Annotated in this window: 15 protein-coding genes; 6 read left to right on the top strand and 9 right to left on the bottom strand. The window is 60.7% G+C overall.

Annotation, left to right across the window (positions count from 1 at the left end; genetic code table 11):
• Positions 1–45 precede the first annotated feature (45 nt).
• A complete protein-coding gene (locus ACZ5TH_RS15135) occupies positions 46–378 on the top strand; it encodes a DUF485 domain-containing protein (RefSeq protein WP_464795749.1) in 333 nt (110 codons plus the stop codon).
• Positions 378–2,081 (top strand): cation acetate symporter, encoded by a 1,704-nt coding sequence (locus ACZ5TH_RS15130; protein WP_464795129.1) that lies wholly within the window; start codon positions 378–380, stop codon positions 2,079–2,081. Before ACZ5TH_RS15135 ends, ACZ5TH_RS15130 begins: the two co-directional genes overlap by 1 nt.
• Positions 2,082–2,234: 153 nt before the next feature.
• Here ACZ5TH_RS15130 and ACZ5TH_RS15125 read toward each other — a convergent pair whose 3' ends face one another.
• The 3 genes from ACZ5TH_RS15125 to ACZ5TH_RS15115 all read right to left on the bottom strand — a co-directional run bounded on the left by ACZ5TH_RS15125 (position 2,235) and on the right by ACZ5TH_RS15115 (position 6,626).
• Positions 2,235–4,769 carry a TonB-dependent receptor gene (locus ACZ5TH_RS15125; RefSeq protein WP_464795128.1) on the bottom strand — a complete coding sequence of 845 codons (2,535 nt, stop codon included), beginning with the start codon at positions 4,767–4,769 and terminating at the stop codon, positions 2,235–2,237.
• Between the two features lie 136 nt (positions 4,770–4,905).
• Complete coding sequence (locus tag ACZ5TH_RS15120; protein WP_464795127.1) at positions 4,906–5,397, bottom strand: GDYXXLXY domain-containing protein; 492 nt, start codon at positions 5,395–5,397, stop codon at positions 4,906–4,908.
• Between the two features lie 62 nt (positions 5,398–5,459).
• Complete coding sequence (locus ACZ5TH_RS15115; RefSeq protein ID WP_464795126.1) at positions 5,460–6,626, bottom strand: DUF2157 domain-containing protein; 1,167 nt, start codon at positions 6,624–6,626, stop codon at positions 5,460–5,462.
• Positions 6,627–7,192: 566 nt separating this feature from the next.
• On the opposite strand from ACZ5TH_RS15115, the gene ACZ5TH_RS15110 reads away from it, so the two are divergent.
• Entirely contained in the window at positions 7,193–8,074 is an 882-nt protein-coding gene (locus tag ACZ5TH_RS15110; RefSeq protein WP_464795125.1) for an OmpA family protein, read from the top strand.
• An 84-nt stretch (positions 8,075–8,158) separates the two neighbouring features.
• Here the strand turns inward: ACZ5TH_RS15110 and ACZ5TH_RS15105 are convergent, their stop codons facing one another.
• The 5 genes from ACZ5TH_RS15105 to ACZ5TH_RS15085 all read right to left on the bottom strand — a co-directional run bounded on the left by ACZ5TH_RS15105 (position 8,159) and on the right by ACZ5TH_RS15085 (position 12,487).
• Entirely contained in the window at positions 8,159–8,770 is a 612-nt protein-coding gene (locus ACZ5TH_RS15105; RefSeq protein ID WP_464795124.1) for a DUF4142 domain-containing protein, read from the bottom strand.
• Positions 8,771–8,902: 132 nt separating this feature from the next.
• Positions 8,903–9,784 (bottom strand): helix-turn-helix domain-containing protein, encoded by an 882-nt coding sequence (locus ACZ5TH_RS15100; protein ID WP_464795737.1) that lies wholly within the window; start codon positions 9,782–9,784, stop codon positions 8,903–8,905.
• Between the two features lie 93 nt (positions 9,785–9,877).
• Complete coding sequence (locus ACZ5TH_RS15095) at positions 9,878–11,941, bottom strand: pyrroloquinoline quinone-dependent dehydrogenase (RefSeq protein WP_464795736.1); 2,064 nt, start codon at positions 11,939–11,941, stop codon at positions 9,878–9,880.
• A 76-nt stretch (positions 11,942–12,017) separates the two neighbouring features.
• A complete protein-coding gene (locus ACZ5TH_RS15090) occupies positions 12,018–12,176 on the bottom strand; it encodes a hypothetical protein (protein ID WP_464795735.1) in 159 nt (52 codons plus the stop codon).
• Positions 12,173–12,487: an FAD-dependent oxidoreductase gene (locus tag ACZ5TH_RS15085; protein ID WP_464795734.1), complete on the bottom strand. Its 315-nt coding sequence runs from the start codon at positions 12,485–12,487 to the stop codon at positions 12,173–12,175. Before ACZ5TH_RS15085 ends, ACZ5TH_RS15090 begins: the two co-directional genes overlap by 4 nt.
• Positions 12,488–12,816: 329 nt before the next feature.
• Between ACZ5TH_RS15085 and ACZ5TH_RS15080 the strand changes: the two genes are divergently transcribed.
• On the top strand, positions 12,817–13,512 hold the full coding sequence (locus tag ACZ5TH_RS15080) for a TetR family transcriptional regulator (protein ID WP_464795733.1): 696 nt from the start codon (positions 12,817–12,819) through the stop codon (positions 13,510–13,512).
• Positions 13,513–13,615: 103 nt separating this feature from the next.
• Positions 13,616–14,677 (top strand): hypothetical protein, encoded by a 1,062-nt coding sequence (locus ACZ5TH_RS15075; RefSeq protein WP_464795732.1) that lies wholly within the window; start codon positions 13,616–13,618, stop codon positions 14,675–14,677.
• Between the two features lie 24 nt (positions 14,678–14,701).
• Here ACZ5TH_RS15075 and ACZ5TH_RS15070 read toward each other — a convergent pair whose 3' ends face one another.
• Complete coding sequence (locus tag ACZ5TH_RS15070; protein ID WP_464795731.1) at positions 14,702–15,598, bottom strand: LysR family transcriptional regulator; 897 nt, start codon at positions 15,596–15,598, stop codon at positions 14,702–14,704.
• A gap of 104 nt (positions 15,599–15,702) precedes the next feature.
• Here ACZ5TH_RS15070 and ACZ5TH_RS15065 point away from each other — a divergent pair, with 104 nt between their 5' ends.
• Complete coding sequence (locus tag ACZ5TH_RS15065; protein WP_464795730.1) at positions 15,703–17,199, top strand: CoA-acylating methylmalonate-semialdehyde dehydrogenase; 1,497 nt, start codon at positions 15,703–15,705, stop codon at positions 17,197–17,199.
• Positions 17,200–17,213: the final 14 nt, after the last annotated feature.

Genomic DNA, 17,213 nt, shown 5'->3' with positions numbered 1-17,213 from the left:
TGGGCGCCGCGCCTAGCATGATGATATTGCAGGGGGAGCAGTGTGATGAATGCGCGAGAGGATGCCTTGGTCGCCAGTGTGGCGGCCGATCAGCGTTATGTTGACCTGGTGGCGAGGCGCTCGCGTCTTGGCTGGTGGCTGTCCGCCATCATCTTCCTTGCGTTTATCGGCTATCTGCTGCTGATCGCCTTCGAAAAGGCAGCGCTTGGCGCACCTATTGCTGGTGGCGTGACGTCGGTCGGAATACCCGTCGGCCTTGGCCTCATCCTTCTGGCGATCGCGCTTACCGGAATCTACGTCGCGCACGCCAATCGTCATCATGACGAACAAATGGCCGCAATTCTTCAGGAACACCGCCGAAAGCACTATAGCGCGTGATGGGGCGTTTGTTAGCGATCGCCCTGGCTTCGATAACGCTGGCCCCGCTCCCCGCTTTTGCGGCCGCGCTGGAAGGACAGGCTCAACGCCAGCCCGTCAACTGGATCGCGATCTGCATGTTCGTCGCTTTTGTCGGGCTGACGTTGTGGATCACGAAGGTCGCGGCTGCGCGCACACGCACAGCTTCGGACTTCTATACAGCGGGCGGAGGCATTAGCGGCTTTCAGAATGGCCTCGCGATGGCGGGCGATTATATGTCGGCGGCGTCCTTCCTCGGCATTTCAGCGCAGATCTACTTGGACGGATATGACGGGCTCATCTATTCTACCGGCTTTCTGGTAGGCTGGCCGATCCTGCTGTTCCTGATGGCGGAGCGGCTGCGCAACCTCGGACGCTTTACCTTCGCCGATGTAGCCTCCTACCGCTTTGCCCAGTCGCCGGTGCGCAGCTTTGCAGCGGTCAGCACGCTTCTGGTCGTCAGCTTCTATCTGATCGCTCAGATGGTGGGGGCAGGACAGCTCATCAAATTGCTGTTCGGCCTGCCATATGCGGTTGCGGTGGTGATCGTTGGCACATTGATGATGCTCTACGTCCTGTTCGGTGGTATGCGCGCGACCACCTGGGTCCAGATCATCAAGGCCGTGCTACTGCTTGGCGGCGCCACCTTCATGGCCGTGATGGTGCTGGCGCGGTTCGGCTTCTCGTTGGAGGCGCTCTTCGCCAGGGCCGTTGAGGTCAAGACGACTGGGGCATTCGATGCGGGCGCCAGCGCTGCCGATGCTGCTGATAAAGGGCGTTCGATCATGGCGCCGGGCAACTTCATCAAGGACCCAGTGTCCGCGATCTCCTTCGGCCTCGCGCTGATGCTGGGAACGGCGGGCTTGCCTCACATATTGATGCGCTTCTTCACAGTGCCTGATGCAAAGGAAGCGCGCAAATCCGTGCTGTGGGCGACCGGCTGGATCGGATATTTCTATATCCTCACCTTCATCATCGGCTTTGGTGCGATCGTGCTAGTCGGGACGCAGCCTGCCTATCTGGATACCGGAGGCGCGCTGCGGGGTGGAGGCAATATGGCGGCGATCCATCTTGGCCATGCAATCGGCGGGAATCTCTTCCTCGGCTTCATATCCGCGGTCGCCTTTGCGACTATTCTTGCGGTGGTCGCGGGGCTGACCCTGTCGGCTGCCTCCGCGATCAGCCATGACCTATATGCAACCGTGCTGAAACATGGCGAGGCGAACCCGGCTGACGAATTGCGCGTGTCGCGTTTGACCACGCTCGCGCTGGGCGCGTTGGCGGTGTTGCTCGGTCTCCTGTTCGAAAAGCAGAATGTGGCCTTCATGGTCAGCCTGGCCTTCGCATTGGCCGCGTCGGGTAATTTCCCCGTGCTGATCCTTTCCCTTCTCTGGAATGGCTGCACGACACGTGGTGCGGCCATGGGCGGCACGATTGGCCTGCTTACCGCTTTCATCCTCACGCTGCTGTCGCCGACGGTCTGGACAAGCACCTTCAACCTTGGTCCGGCTCCTTTCCCGTACAGCTCTGCTGCGATATTTTCAGTGCCAGCCGGCTTCCTTGCTATCTGGCTGATCTCGCACTTCGATCGTTCATCACGCGGGGCGATCGACAGGGCTGGCTATGCGGCGCAACGCGTACGGGCCGAGACCGGCATCGGCGCCTTCGCCGCTAACGAACACTGATCGGTGGGGGGCTTCCGGCATCTTGTCACGGTCGGTTGTTGGTAGAACATCGAGCGCCAGAACAGATCGGCCGGTCCAACGCAAACGCTGTTGAACCGGCCGGGGGTACAGAATGGGGCGGCCGTCATGGCCGCCGTCCCGTTTTTTTAAGCCTTATTCTCCGCCGAAACGATAGCGAAGCTTGAGGCCATACATGCGCGGCTCGCCGTAGATCGTTGCCCAGGAGAGCAACGAGCCGCCCTGGTACACGTCCGTGTTGCTGATCCGGTAGAGGTTGTTCGTGGCATTGGTGACGTACAATCCTGCATCCAAGCCGGAACCTGCGATATTGTTCCAGTCCAGCGACATGTTCAGCAAGCCGAAGGCGTCCAGCTTTTCGCCCGGCTGCTGCGGCGCAACGACCGTGGCTTCGGTATGCTGCGACGAATTGTGCGCATAGTTCACGAAGAAGGATAGGTTTCCTAGCCTTTCCGCGATGGGCAGGTTCACCGCTACGTGGAAGCTGTAGATGTACGGCACGACATACTGACCGGGCAGGCAGGTCAGGTCCGTGGGCGTTCCAGGCGGCAGCGCCGTGCCGGAACAATCCGCCAGGAAGCCGTTCGATGGCAAAGTATATTCGGTATATTTAAAGCGCGTATAGCTGAAATTGCCGCCAATCTCGATGGGCTTCCACGGCCGGATGGACGCGTCGACCTCGACACCTGAAACATGGGCCTTCGCCGCGTTGATCCGCGCGCCGCTGGCCAAGGTTACGGTGTTGAAATCGCCGGTTGCCTTCTGAATATTCTCGTAGTTCAAATAATAATAGGAAGCATTCAACCGGGCGGGCACGCTGGCGACCCGGAAGTCCGATTTGAACCCAGCCTCATAAGAGGTGACCTTTTCCGGTTCGAACGTGCGGGTGGTTTCGCGAACCGCGTAAGGATTGAACCCGCCTGCCTTGTAGCCGCGGCTGACCTTGGCAAACACCATCAGGTCGCGAACCGGCTTGTAATCCAGCCCGACGAGCCAGGTGGCCGCTTTACTCTTCAACGAAGCGGTGAAGTTGCAATCCGAGATCGCGTCCACCAACGACGAGTCCGCCGAGCAGATAAACTGTCCGGTTAGGGTCGGCGTATAGCTTTGCGAGAAGCCTTTGATCTTGTCCCAGGTATAGCGGAAACCGCCGGTAAGCCGCAGGCTGTCGAGAGACGGCGTCATCGCTCCGAAATCGAATGTGCCCTGCGCATAGAGCGCCTTTGAGGTCGTCGCGACGTAGCCCGGTGTTGCGTTGGCGACGCAAGCGGGCGGGATACCCGGAATTGGCGTGCCGGTAATTACCGCCGGACAATAGTTGATGGCGCTGCCTGCCTGATCGCCGTCAGGCTTCTGGCTATAGTAGAAGCCGCCCGCCGTGAAGGTCAGCTTGTTGTCCAGATAGGTGCCCTGGATCTGGAATTCTTCAGTGAACTGCTTGTAGCTATCGCGCGGCAGCGTGACCGGCGACGTATTATTATACACGACCGGCGTTCCCGCACCCGGAAGCGTGACCTGCCCCGGCGCGGGCAGCTTGTAGGGATCGACATCATATTGCTGCAAGACGGTGCCGTCGCCGTCGTAGCGGTAGAAGCTCTTGAACTTCTGAAAGCTGACGATGTTGCGCAGCACGAGTTCGTCGTTGAGATCGAAGGACAGGGTATCGGTGATGCCCCAGGTCTTGGTCTTCTGATAATCATCGACGCCATGCGCGGTCTGGCGCGGCCCTAGCGCGTCAGCCTGAGCAGTAGCCGCACGATAAACGTCACAGGAGAACGGATTGCCTGCAACGGGACCTTCAGCACAAAAAGGAGTGGGGTTTCCGTTCCCATCCACGAGCGACTTCATTGCTTCTATATTGAAACCCTTATTGATAAGCCCCGTGCCGTTGAAGCGCGAATAAGAGCCATAGGCCATCAGGTAATTTTCGATGCGCTCGGTCGGGCGGAAGGTGATACCGATGCGTCCCGAATACCAATGCGTATCGTCGCGATCCTTGTTCCAGATCACATCATGGGTATAGCCGTCGCGATCATGATAGGCGCCGACGACGCGGACGAGCAGCTTGTCCTCGACCACGGGCACGTTGATGACGCCTTCAATCTCCTTGGCTTCGTAATTGCCATATTTCGCAAGCAGCGAGCCTGAAAAGTCGTTCGTCGGCTTGTGCGGCACGAGAAGGATCGCGCCACCTGTGGTGTTACGACCGAACAACGTGCCCTGCGGACCGGCGAGCACCTGAAGATTTTCAAGATCGACAAAGTTGCCGGGCCCGCCCTGCTGGCTGAGTGTGATCGGGGCAGGTAGCGGCACTTCGTTCAGGTAAAGGACGACGCCAGGCGACGCCTGGAACGTGGCCCCCTGACCGCGCAGCGTAAATGTTTGGGAGTCGCGTGAACCCTGCCCTGCGGACCCGACGACCAGCGACGGGACGCTGGCGTTCAAATCCTGCGACTGGGTGATGTTTTGTTGCTGAAGTCGTTCGGGCGAAAAAGCCGTAATCGCGATAGGCACGTCCTGCGCACGTTCGGCGCGGCGTTGGGCCGTCACGATGATGTCGGCGGTTGCACCGAGTTGGGTGCCTGACGCGTCCTGCGCCAAGGCAGGTGTGGCTATCAGAACCGCGCATGATGCTACGCTGTTGAAAAGCAGTGCGGAATGCTTCTTCAAAATCCCCTCCTATTTTAGTTCGCCGCCTTTGTTCAGGCGGTCGATCTTCAGAGTAGAATATGGAAACAAACTACGCAATTGAGCAATACACAATTGTGATGCACTTATGTCACTATAGCGGAAAGAATGATCAGTCTCAGTGCTGACGCTTTCCGAATTCCAGACTTACCGGCCGCATGACCCCATCCGGCCTGATCCTGACGCGCACCAGACCCTGCTCGTCCGCGTCCGCCAATCGGCGCGACAAAGACATCACATTAGCTTGCGACGTGAACAATATGCCGGAATCCAATCCCCGCACCTCGCGCCGCGTGCCAATCGAAGCACGAACGATAATCGCGCACCCCGTTATTTGCTGAGCATCGGGACGACCTGGAATGGGATTTAATTGGCGAACCCTGGCAATATGCGGCGCGGTGCCCTGAATGCATAATTCAGGTGCAAGCGATGCATCAAAGGAAGTCTTGCCGCCGTTGTGACCGTCGCGCGATGCCTCCACGGGCCAGTCATATCGATACTGAATATAGTGCCCGCGAAGCAAATCCCTTGGATCATAACCCCGAATGGGAATGAGCCATTCTTGCCCTTGCTGCGCGAGGCGATAGGTCGCGATCCAGCTGTAAGCCAAAGCCGTGATCGGCAGCAGCAGGGCGGCAGCGAGCAGAAGGCGGGGCGATGCCGCAAGCCTTTTCATGCCGCCATCCCTCCCGCCGGTGCATAGCGTTTCGAGATACGGACAGTCGACCACGCCACCGCAATGGCGAAAGCCCCGGAAAATATAAGGCCCGCCCCGCTTTCAAGCAGGCTGTCATTAAGTTCGAAGCTCAAAATAATGATGCGCAGCGCCACCAGTGCGATCGCCCCCTGGAACAGCCGCCGCCACTGGGCGAAGATAGCCGCTGCGGCCACGGCACCCCACAGCATGACGAAGAATGACGCTCCGATCCAAGGGCTGCGGATCGGGCCGTGCAGATCGACCAGCAAGGCCTGCGCGAAATGCAGCAGCGCCCCAGCGGCCAATATCCCCGCCGTCGCTGCCCCGGATCGTGTGGGCGTGACGCGGAATATGATCGCGGCGGCACCGATCAGGGCCAGACTCTGTATGGCGATGCTGCCGAGGGCAGCGTGGGTTCGGCTGCCCCAGCCGCCTGCTATGATGGCGATGCTGATGCCCGCAAGGATCACGCTGATCGCCAGCTGTTCCAGCAAGCGCCAAAAGGCGGGCCGGTCACTCCGGTCCCGCATGAACGCGGCGAAGGCAGCCACCACAATCGGCGGGCAAACGATCAGGCCCCAATAGAGTGTTGGAAAGGCGGGCTGGGGCACATGCTGCCCCCATGCCCACGCATGACCATATTCGTCGGCGTGAGACCATGCCGTGCCGACTATCGCCGCCAGCCAGAGGCCCGCGATCGGCCAGCCTCTTCCAAACAGGAGCAGCAGCGGCGAAAAAATGACCAGCCACGCCAGCAGCGGCTGCCAGAGCGGCGAGGAGGTCTGATACACCTGCCCGACATGGCCAAAGAAAGCGAGACCCAGAACCGCAGCCACGAACAGCAATCCATCGCTGAAATAATGGTTTTTCGCCGATACCCTGGGCAAATACCACCAAAGAAGCCCCGCAAAGCCGGTCATCAGGGCGAAGTGGATCGCCAGACGCGTCTCACCGGGTATCACGTCCCAATTCGCGGCGACGACGGAGATGATCCCCAAGCCGATCGTCAACGCACCCAGGCCGACGATCGCCCACAATCCAACAGGCCGACTATGCGTCAATTCCCACGCGCGAATGCGCTCGGCGGTATCGGCGTCGATCAGCCCTGCGTCCTGCCACGCCTTCAACTGCCGTTCGGACATGGACTATTCCCCCTGTTCAGCGGCTGGGTGGTTCCATTCCACCCTGTGGATCTTGGGCGCACTGGAATCGGAAACCGTCAGAAGATAGCCCTGAGCACCGATCGGCAATGCAGGCGGAGGAACAGACGAGATGAAATCAAGATATTTCAACCGCGTAAGCCCCCTACGTCAGCATGCGCCAGCATGCCCGAAAATCCTTGGCAGCTCCAGTGGCATTCTGGCCGTCCGAGTCACGCGGCTGATCCTCGCGGCGACCACGGCATCGAGGGGAAATTGCTTAATCTTAACTTTCGGGTTAATAAACTTACTCCGCGGACATCGGTTCGTCGCATGAAGCAGTCCTACCAGCCCCAGCAGCGGAGCGCGACCGGACGCGTTCATCTCCGCGAAAGGTTGGGCTGAACAGGCAGGACGCCCATGCTGTTCAGGTGCGGCCGAATACCGCGCGTCATAATGAGACTACATGGAGGGGGTTCTGACAGCCGTTACGACATCACGGATGCGGCGGTCGGACGAGAAGCTGCGATCACGCAGGCCCGCCCGATCGAGTTTGAAGGAGTAGCGCAATGAGTAACATTTTAAAAAGCCCGAAACTTTTCTTACTGTTGTCCGTGACTGCCGGGACTGCTTCGGCCAGCTTCGCGCAGGAAGCGCAGCAGGAGGCGCCTGACGCCAATCTGTCGGCGACCTACAGCGCCCCTGCGCCCGAAGCGGCGCAACTCGCCGAAGGGCCTGAGGTCGAAGGCCTCATTTCCGCGCGCAACGGCGATAAATTGCAGGTTACCGCTGCCGACGGCACCAACACTGTCGTCACCATCAATGACGCGACCCGTGTCAAGTCCAGCGGCGGTTTCCTTGGCCTTAGCCGCAGCAAGCTTGCCACAGCTTCGCTGCTGAACGGCCTGCCGGTTTCCATCAAGACGCTTCAGTCGGGTGCTGACCTGATCGCCAGTCAGATAGATCTAAAGAGCAAGGATCTGAAGACCGCGTCGATGATCCGCAGCGGCACTGCCCAAGGCTTTGCCGAACAGACCGCCGCGACGGAAGCCTTGCGTAGCCGCGTGGGCGACATCGATAAATATAACGTCAAAAGCACGACAAACGTGAACTTTGACATTGGCAAGGCGGTATTGTCCGAGCAGGCGAAGAACGACCTGTGCGCCACCGCGTCAGCGGCCGACGGCATGAACAACGCCCTGTTGCTCGTCGTGGGCTATACCGATTCCACCGGCAGCGACGACTTCAATCAGGCGCTTAGCGAAAAGCGGGCCAGTCGGGTGGTCAACTATCTTCAGCAGACCTGCGGCTGGAAGCCCTATCGCATGCTGACCCCCACTGGCATGTCCGAAGCGGACCCGCTCAGCAGCAATGATACGGTCGAAGGCAAGGCGCAAAACCGCCGCGTCGCGGTGAATGTGCTCGTCAGCAAAGGCCTCGATGGACTCTAAAGTGCAAGGGGCGGGCAACAGTCCGCCCCTGTTTACTGATGATCGTGGTTTGAACGAAGGCTGCGCCTTAACCAATAGCGGCGATCACTTATCAGTCTTGCTCTCCAGCGCCCGTGCCATTTTCAGATGCCCCTCTACCACCGGAGCGATCTCGCCCGCTGCCGCCTTCAACGCCGCGTCCGTCCCGCCCGACACGTAGGAACGCATCAGCGCAAGAGCGTCTTCATGCGCATCGACCTGGCCATCGATATATTCCTCGTCAAACGCCGCGCCCTTCTTCCGACGCAGTTCGTCCAAATCCTTCTTCTGCCCATCGGTAAGGTCAGGGTTGGGCATAACAGCAGGCCGTGCCTTGCCCGCTGCCGCCTTGATCTTCGCAGTGGACTCAGAGTGGGCCTTGATCATCTGAACGGCGAAGGCCTTGACTTCAGCGGACGTGGCGTTGGCCGAGGCCAGCTTCGCAGCCGCAATCTCGAACGCATCGCTTCTGGCTGCAAGGTTTACGAAATCCTGCGCATCAGGGGTTGGTTTCAATGCATCGATTGCGTTCTCCGCCGCATTTTCGATCCTGTCGCCGGCATTTTCAGCAGCGTTCTTGGCCGCATTCAGTGCGTCGGCATTGCGCTGTTCACTTGCCTGATTACACGCCGCCAGCGTCAACCCTGCGACCAGGATCATCGACGTGATACGCGCCATCTTCATTCTCCCTGAAATTCAGGACGCAAACGCGCCTTCGGTCCAGGCGTTCCTTCTTAAGGCACGAAGCTACAAAGCATTGTTGGACCCGTGCACTGACGGCGCCGATAGACCGTTCGACAACTGGCGACGTCAGGACGCGATTTGCTGACGATATCTGTTCGGGCTGCTTCCGGCCTCGCGCTTGAATGCCGCTGAAAAGGCGCTGGCATTCGCGAAGCCCAGACGGTGCGCTATCCCTTTCAAGGGAAGCGATCGGTCGGCGAGGAGCATCTTTGCCCTTTCGAGCCGAATGCCATCGACATAGGCGCTGACGGAAGTTCCCGTGCTGGCCTTGAACAGGCGACGCAAATGCGGCGCGCTGATACCGCATTCATCGGCCAATTGGCGGACGGTGATTGGCCGTCCTTCGATGGTTTCTACGATATCGCGGATCCGGCGAAGCTGCCATGAGGCGAGCTTACCACCCTCGCCAGCGCGCGCATTGGTGTGCGTATCGTCAAGCTGCCGCACCAATTCCACGAGGATCAACCGGCACAAGGAATCCACCTTCACGGCATGGGAAAAACCGGGCGCGCGAAGCTCATCTGCAAGAAGCTTCAACGCCTGTTGAGAGACATTCCCATTCTCGCAATATAGCAGCTGCTCGACATGGTTGAGCGGCTCTATACCCGTGGTCTCGTTGAAATATTCCTTTTCGAAATCGCAGAAAATTGCGGGCTTCAGGGGACCGGAATTTTCGACTTCGGCGATCCAGTCGATATCGGCGGGGACAAAGGTGGCCTGCTTCAATTCCTGATAGTGGGACTGGGTGGCGTAGCGAAATCGGCCGCGCGGCCTGTAAATGCTCGACGTCCACATGCCGACCTGATGAGTAGGCTCCCGTCCTGCAAGATGCTGTGGGAAACTCCCCCCGTGTGGAAGGTTCAGGCGAACGACGACACCGGGGATGCGAGACGTGGCAAGACGTTCCTCTGTCCAAGTGACATATTCGTGCACTGCTGCGCTCTCCATGCGCCGCGCCATATGCGTGGCGACTCTTCCTCCTCTCTTATGGGAAAGACGCCGCGGCGGCGACAAGATTGATCGGCCGCCGCTCGCCCGAGCTTATTTCGGCAAGGCATAGGCGACGAGGGAATCGCCCAGCTTCGTGCCGAGGAATTTGTGCCCGCCAGCGGCAATCACGACATATTGGCGGCCATCCTTCTTCAGGCGGTAGGTCATGGGCGTGGCCTGCCCGCCCGCAGGCAGACGAACGCGCCAGACGACCTTGCCGGACCTAATGTCATAGGCCCGCAGATAATTGTCCGTGGTCGCGCCAAGGAACACCAGTCCCGAAGCCGTGGCGACGCTGCCGCCAAGGTTCGGCACGCCAAGCTTCAGCCACATGGGCGGCGGCGCCTGGTCGCGCGTGGTGCCAAGCGGCACGTTCCACAGCGTCTTGCCAGCCTTCAGGTCGATCGCGGTCAGGCGGCCCCAAGGCGGCCGGTTGCATGGCGCGCCAAAGGGAGACAGCATGGGCTTCAGTTGCAGGCCGTAGGGCGCGCCCTTGGTCGGCAGGATGGCCTCTCCCGCAGCGGTGCGGGACGCGATTTCGGCCTGCGGGATCAGCTTCATGATCGCACCCACCTGCGTGGTATTGGCGATCAAGATGCCGCGCTGCGGGTCAACGGTCACGCCACCCCAGTTGGACGCGCCCTCAAAGCTTGGCCATTGCAGCCATCCCTTTGTCGAGGGAGGGGTGAAAACGCCCTTATAGTTCACGGATCGGAACAGCTCCCGGCACTTATATTTGTCATAGGGGGTAAAGCCCCACATATCTTCTTCGCGCAGGTCCGGATCGCGGATGATGAACGCCGGATTGGCGGGGAATGGTTGCGTGGGCGACAGCTTTTCGCCCGTCACCTTGCCCTCCTGCGGCACGGGGCGTTCGACCACGGGGAAGATCGGCTTGCCGGTACGCCGGTCGAGGATGAAGATATGCCCGACCTTCGTGGTCTGCGCGAGCGCGGGGACAGGCCCGTTCGCCGTGGGCAGGTCAAACAACACCGGCTGCGCGGGAATGTCATAATCCCACACGTCGTTATGAACCGTCTGGAACCGCCACTTGACCTGACCTGTCGTCCCATCGAGCGCCACGACCGAACTTGCATAATAGTCGAGGCCCGCCCGGTTGGCGGCATAGTGGTCGGGCGGCGCGTTGCCCATGGGCACATAGACAAGGTTAAGCTTGGGATCGACCGCCATGGGCGCCCAGCTATTGGGCGTCCTCCGCACGAATTGCTCGCCCTTTGGCGCGTTCTGCGCATCACTCATCCCCGGCGGAAGGCCGTTCCAGGACCAGAGGGGCTTGCCAGAATGAATGTCGAACGCCCGGATCGCTCCAGCGGGCATGTCTACCCGCATATTGTCGGTAAGCCGTCCATTCACGACGATGGCATTGCCGATCACGACGGGCGGTGAAGAGATCGATAAGTCGCCCCGCTCTATCTTGCCCAGACCCGGCTTCAGATCGACCACGGAATTGTGCCCGAAGGAGCGGCACTCGCGGCCCGTGGCGGAGTCAAGCGCCACCAGCCGCCCGTCCAGTGTCCCGGCAAAGATCCGTCCCGCGCATTCAGCGCCCGCTGGCACGCTTTCGTCACGCGCATAGGTGACGCCACGGCAGTTCAGAAGGTAGGTGCTGAAATTGTCCGAGCTTGGCTGCTTCGTCCAGATTTCCTTGCCAGTCTCCGGGTCCACCGCCGCGATGCGGCCATTGCCGGAGCAGAGATAAAGCCGGTTTTCCGCGATGATCGGGGTCGCCTGGAATGTCGGGGAAAGCGGCTCAGGCGCCGTCACCATGCCGATATGATAGGTCCAGGCAGGCTTCAGCGCCCAGACATTTTCCGGCGTGATCTGCGTCAGCGGCGAATAGCGCGTCCCGCCCGCATCCCCGCCATAATAGCTCCAGCCCGCCGTCGGCCCGGAATAATCGATCGCTGGCTTGGCCCGGAACAGGTTGGCGCTGTAGGCCCAATATCCTCCACCCAGCACCGCGACAGCGCCAGCACCGATCAGCGCGGCGCGGCGCCAGCCACGACGCCCCTTCTTCCCGCGCGTCCCGTTGCCGCCGCCTGACGAGGCAGGCTCTGCATCCTGAAAGGAAAAGCGTGTATCAGTCTGGTTCATATGGCCTCGATCATCGATGTTTGCGGACCACAGCGCGCATCCCTCCGCTGGCTCCGTTTGAAAACAGACCGGGCCTTCACCCGGCTATCGCCTCCACCGCCTGTGCAGCGCCGCGCATTGCGCCTTCGATATAACCAACCCCTTTGGCATCGCCAACGACGTGAACAGTAAAGCCCTGCGCCTGCAACTGATCGGCGAGCGTCAGGTCACCCGTCGCGCCCTTCGCCACGATCACATGTCGGCGGCGGCAGCCTGCTCCGCTCCGCCCTTGTCGATGAAGCGGACAGCGTCGCGCTCGATCCGGATGGCACTCGACGCCGGATAGAGCTGAACGCCATGTTCCTTCAGTTCCGCCAGCAACCGCATCCGGCGGACGATCGTCAGACCCGCGCCCAATCGCGGCGCATCGTCCACCACTACCACCTCGCGTCCACGTTCATTCAGAAACTCGGCCACGACCAGTTTGCCCCCAATGATAACGATCCGCTTGCCGAGCGGCATCCATTGGTGCGTCGCCTTGCGCACGAAATCGAGATTGGCGATCATGCCCATCATGGAACGCCGATCGGGTCAGCAACCCGATCTTGCGCTTGAGTTCATCGGAACTTTGGCCAAGCACCATCCGGCGCATGTCGACTCGCCACTCCAATGAGATGGACCAAACTTGTCCCCACCGATTTCTCTCCTGCCTCTCCAAAAGCCTTATACCCTGCCCCCTCTCGGCCGACGATGCCTACCGCAGGCGCCCGTGCGTCATCAGCCCCATTTTATGTCGTGAAGCGCCCATAATTATGCGGATCAATCATCCTTCACCGCCTCCTTTGCGCCGCGCCACCGGATCGACGGCTGATCCTTCCAACGCTATGGGTCGGGCCATGAGCAGCGACAATCTTGAATTTTCCTCTGTTGAGGTGGAGGAGCCGCCACCCACTCCCCGCACTGTCGGGCGGCCGCGCCGGTTGACCTTGGCTCAAATCCTCGACGCCGCGATCGACATGGGGCTCGATGGCCTCAGGATCGCGGCGCTCGCCGATCGGCTCGGCGTCCGCCCGGCGGTGCTGTACACCTACGTCACCGGCCGCAAGGAGCTGGTGCGACTTGCAGCGCAGCGTGCTTCGGGGGCCGCCACCTTCCCGGAGGATGAGGGCCAATCCTGGCGCGAATATGCCACCCAATATGCCGAAGCGCTGCACAAGCTGGTAGAGGAAGGGCAGCTCGTCTCCACCCTCGTCAGCGGCAATCTGGGACCAGCGGTCGAGATCGACAGTTCGGAACAATGGCTGCAAGCCATGCTAGCACGCGGGTTCGACCTGCCCGACGCGCTGGACCTGCTGCGCTCCATCGACCTGATCGTGCTCGGGGGCGCGTTCCTCTCCTCCTATGCCCGCGCGGTTGCAGGCGGCGAAGCGGAATATCGCGAAGCCGTGCGCTCCTCGATCAGGCAGCGTTCGGAGGAAGACGTACCGGTCATCGCCGCGCATCCTGACCGTTATGCCGACACCGCCCTCCCCCGCTGGCGCACCACATTGGCGCTGGCGCTCGACGGATTGGCCGCACGGCGCGGCGAATAGTCGAACATATTTTCGGAAATTATTGCCAGCGAAGCGGTGATGGGATATTCCCGTCTTCAGACCCTGCCGTTCGCGCCAGGAAATTGCTTGCTGGAGAGAGCCTATGCCCGCCGATGTCGCTTCCACTTTCCTGCCCGTCGCGCCGCCCAGAATCGTCGACAATCTTTATACCGAAGACCAACATCAGCGGGTTCTGGACGTCGTCCGCCGGGAAGGCCCCTGGTCGCTGATCCTGGCGCAATATTTCGCTTCGCCCGAGGAGGTGATCGCGACATCCACCGGCTCCATTCCAGAAGGCTTCACGCCGACCTGGGAGATGTTCATGAACCCGGTTTTCCGGGGCTACCTCGCCGACAATGGCGTCAATCGCTATCCGGAACTGGACGATTGCTTCTATAACAAGAAGTTCCTCGACATGGCGCGCGCCTACTGGAACACGCCCTATGTCGAATGCGACCAGCTAATGTTCAACCTTCAGGGTCCAAGCTCGGCCGGCGGATCGCCGCATGTCGATGGCACGCATTTTCGCGGATTATACGAGGTCAACTGCCCGATCTGGCTGCTGAACATCATGGCAAAGTCCGGGCTGTTCCGGCGCTGGCAGGCGAAAAAGGCGCAGGTCATCGCCTGGTATTATCAGGGTTCGATCGGCGGCGGCTTCCACTATTGGCCGAACGGGCCGCAAAATGATCCGGTCTGCCTCGAAGCGCCGATGTGGGGACGCGGCGTCGTGGTCGAAAATGAAATGATGTTCCACACCGCGCAGGGCTGTGGCCCGGTCGATCAGCGCAAACCTGCGGGCCTCGCGATCAATTCGACCATGTCGGCCGATCCCGATGTGGCTGCCGGATGGCGGATCATGACCGGCGACGATGTCGTGGCCAGGATTCCGGAGCAGGAATTCCGCCTGCTACTCCATTGGAATGCGCAGGTTTACACCGACCTCAACGACCTCCGCATTTCGCGCGACCATAGCGACGACATCACGACCGACATGGCCTTCGACATATTCGTGAAGGATCTGCGCGCGCGAGGCGAAATCTTCGAGATGCCGAGCGATCCGCTGCACGACACCAATTTCATTCGCCTGCTGACCCGCGTCTATGATGTGGGAACGCCCAAGGGCGTGCCGCAGGACCCGGTCGAGCCACGTCTGGTCGCCTGACTTACCAAACTTCGCCGGGGCGCTTCAACCGATGGAAACGTCCCGGCCCAGCAGCTCTTCCGATCTTTCCCGCAGCATGTCGGACACGGCGAGGATGCGGGCGAGCTTCGTCATTTCCGGATGCGTCACCAGCCAGAAGGATCGCGCAATCTCCACTTCTTCTGGAAAAAGGCGGACCAGCTTCTCATCATCGGCGACGATGAAGTCCGGCAGCACGCCGATCCCGGCACCATCGAGTATCAGTTGACGCTGCATGCCGATGCTGCTCGACCGGAGCGACGCTTCCAGTCCCGCATAGACCTCGTCCAGATAGTCGAGTTCCGGCGAGTAGAGAAACTCAGGCACGTAGCCGATCAGCACATGCTCATGCAGCCGCTCGCGCGACACTGGAGCACCCCGCGCCGCGAGATAGCCGGGCGACGCATAAAGGTGCAGCTTGTAATCAGCCAGCTTTCGCACCGCCAAATGCCCCCGTTGCGGCCGCGCCAGCATCACCGCCATGTCCGCTTCCCGTTTCGACGGATTTAGAAATCCCGACGCGGTAATCACGTCCAGCCGGATGCCTGGATGGCGGGCGTGAAATTCGGGGATCGCAGGGGCCAATATCCACCGGCCAAAACCCTCGGCAACCGACAGCCGCACCTGCCCGTTCAGACTGTGCCTTTCCCCCTTCACATCGACGATCGCGGACATCGCCGCGCTTTCGATGCTCTCGGCGTGGCGCAGCAAGGCGGCGCCATGTTCCGTCAGCACCCTCTCCGCGCCAGTCTGCTCGAACAGTTGCGCGTCTAACGCCTGCGACAATCGCCCCAAGCGCCGGGAAATCGTCGTCGCGTCAATGCCGAGCGCCCGCGCCGCCGGAGCCACCTTCTTCAGCCGCGCGACCGTCAGAAATATGCGCAAATCATCCCAATCGAACATCACACGCCATCCATGCAAAAATGCAGATCAACTCTGCAACAAAGGGGAATTGAATGCATTATCGCCTTTCGGCATGATAAGGCAAATCTCATCGAGAGGGTGCCATGCGCGAAATTTCCCACAAGCTCGCCTTTGCTCATAACAGCGAAGCGCCGCGCTACAGTGATGTGTTCAATCCCAATGATGGGCAGGTTCAGGCCCGTGTGGCCCTGGGCGACCGCGCCCTGCTCGACCGCGCGGTAGAGGCGGCGAAGGCGGCGCAGCCCGCCTGGGCGGCAGTCAATCCGCAGCGGCGCGCTCGCGTCATGTTCAACTTCAAGACGCTGGTCGAGAAGAATATGGACGAACTGGCGCATCTGCTTTCGTCCGAACATGGCAAGGTGATCGCGGATTCGCGCGGCGATATCCAGCGCGGGCTGGAAGTCATCGAATTTTGCTGCGGCATCCCCCATGCACTGAAGGGCGAATATACGCAGGGCGCAGGCCCGGGCATCGACGTCTATTCCATGCGCCAACCGATAGGCATCGGCGCTGGCATCACGCCCTTCAACTTCCCCGCGATGATCCCGCTCTGGATGTCGGGGGTCGCCATCGCGACGGGCAACGCCTTCATCATGAAGCCTTCCGAGCGCGATCCGTCCGTCCCCGTGCGCCTTGCCGAACTCTTCCTTGAAGCCGGTCTGCCCGAAGGCATTCTGCAGGTCGTGCAGGGTGACAAGGAGATGGTCGATGCCATCCTCGATCATCCGGACATTGGCGCGATCAGCTTTGTCGGCTCTTCCGACATCGCCCATTATGTCTACAAGCGCGGCGTCGATAACGGCAAGCGCGTGCAGGCGATGGGCGGCGCGAAGAACCATGGCATCGTCATGCCGGATGCCGATCTGGACCAAGTCGTCAACGACCTGTCGGGCGCGGCCTTCGGCTCTGCTGGCGAACGCTGCATGGCGCTGCCCGTCGTGGTGCCGGTGGGCGAGAAGACCGCCCTTGCCCTTCGCGAAAAGCTGATCCCCGCCATTCAAGCGCTGCGCGTCGGCGTTTCGACCGATCCCGAAGCGCATTATGGCCCGGTTGTCACCGCCGCGCACAAGGCTAAGATTGAGAATTATATCCAGATGGGTATCGATGAAGGCGCTGAGCTGGTGGTCGATGGCCGCGGCTTCACCCTGCAAGGGCATGAGCAGGGCTTCTTCGTCGGCCCTACGCTGTTCGATCACGTCAAGCCCAACATGCGGACCTATCAGGAAGAGATTTTCGGCCCCGTTCTGCAAATGGTGCGTGCCGAAAGCTTCGAGGACGCAATCGCGCTGCCCAGCCAGCATCAATATGGCAATGGCGTCGCGATCTTCACTCGTAACGGCCACGCCGCGCGCGAATTCGCCGCGCGGGTGAATGTCGGCATGGTCGGCATCAACGTGCCGATCCCGGTGCCCGTCGCTTATCACACATTCGGCGGCTGGAAGCGGTCTGCCTTTGGCGACACGAACCAGCACGGCATGGAAGGCATCAAATTCTGGACGAAGGTGAAGACCATCACCCAGCGCTGGCCCGATGGCGGCGCGTCCGGCGACAGCGCCTTCGTCATCCCGACCATGGGGTGACAGCCGCGAGGGGA

The organism is Sphingobium sp. TomTYG73 (genome assembly GCF_055394245.1).
The sequence above is the reverse complement of the archived record's forward strand: the minus strand, read 5'-3'. Positions and strand labels throughout refer to the sequence as shown.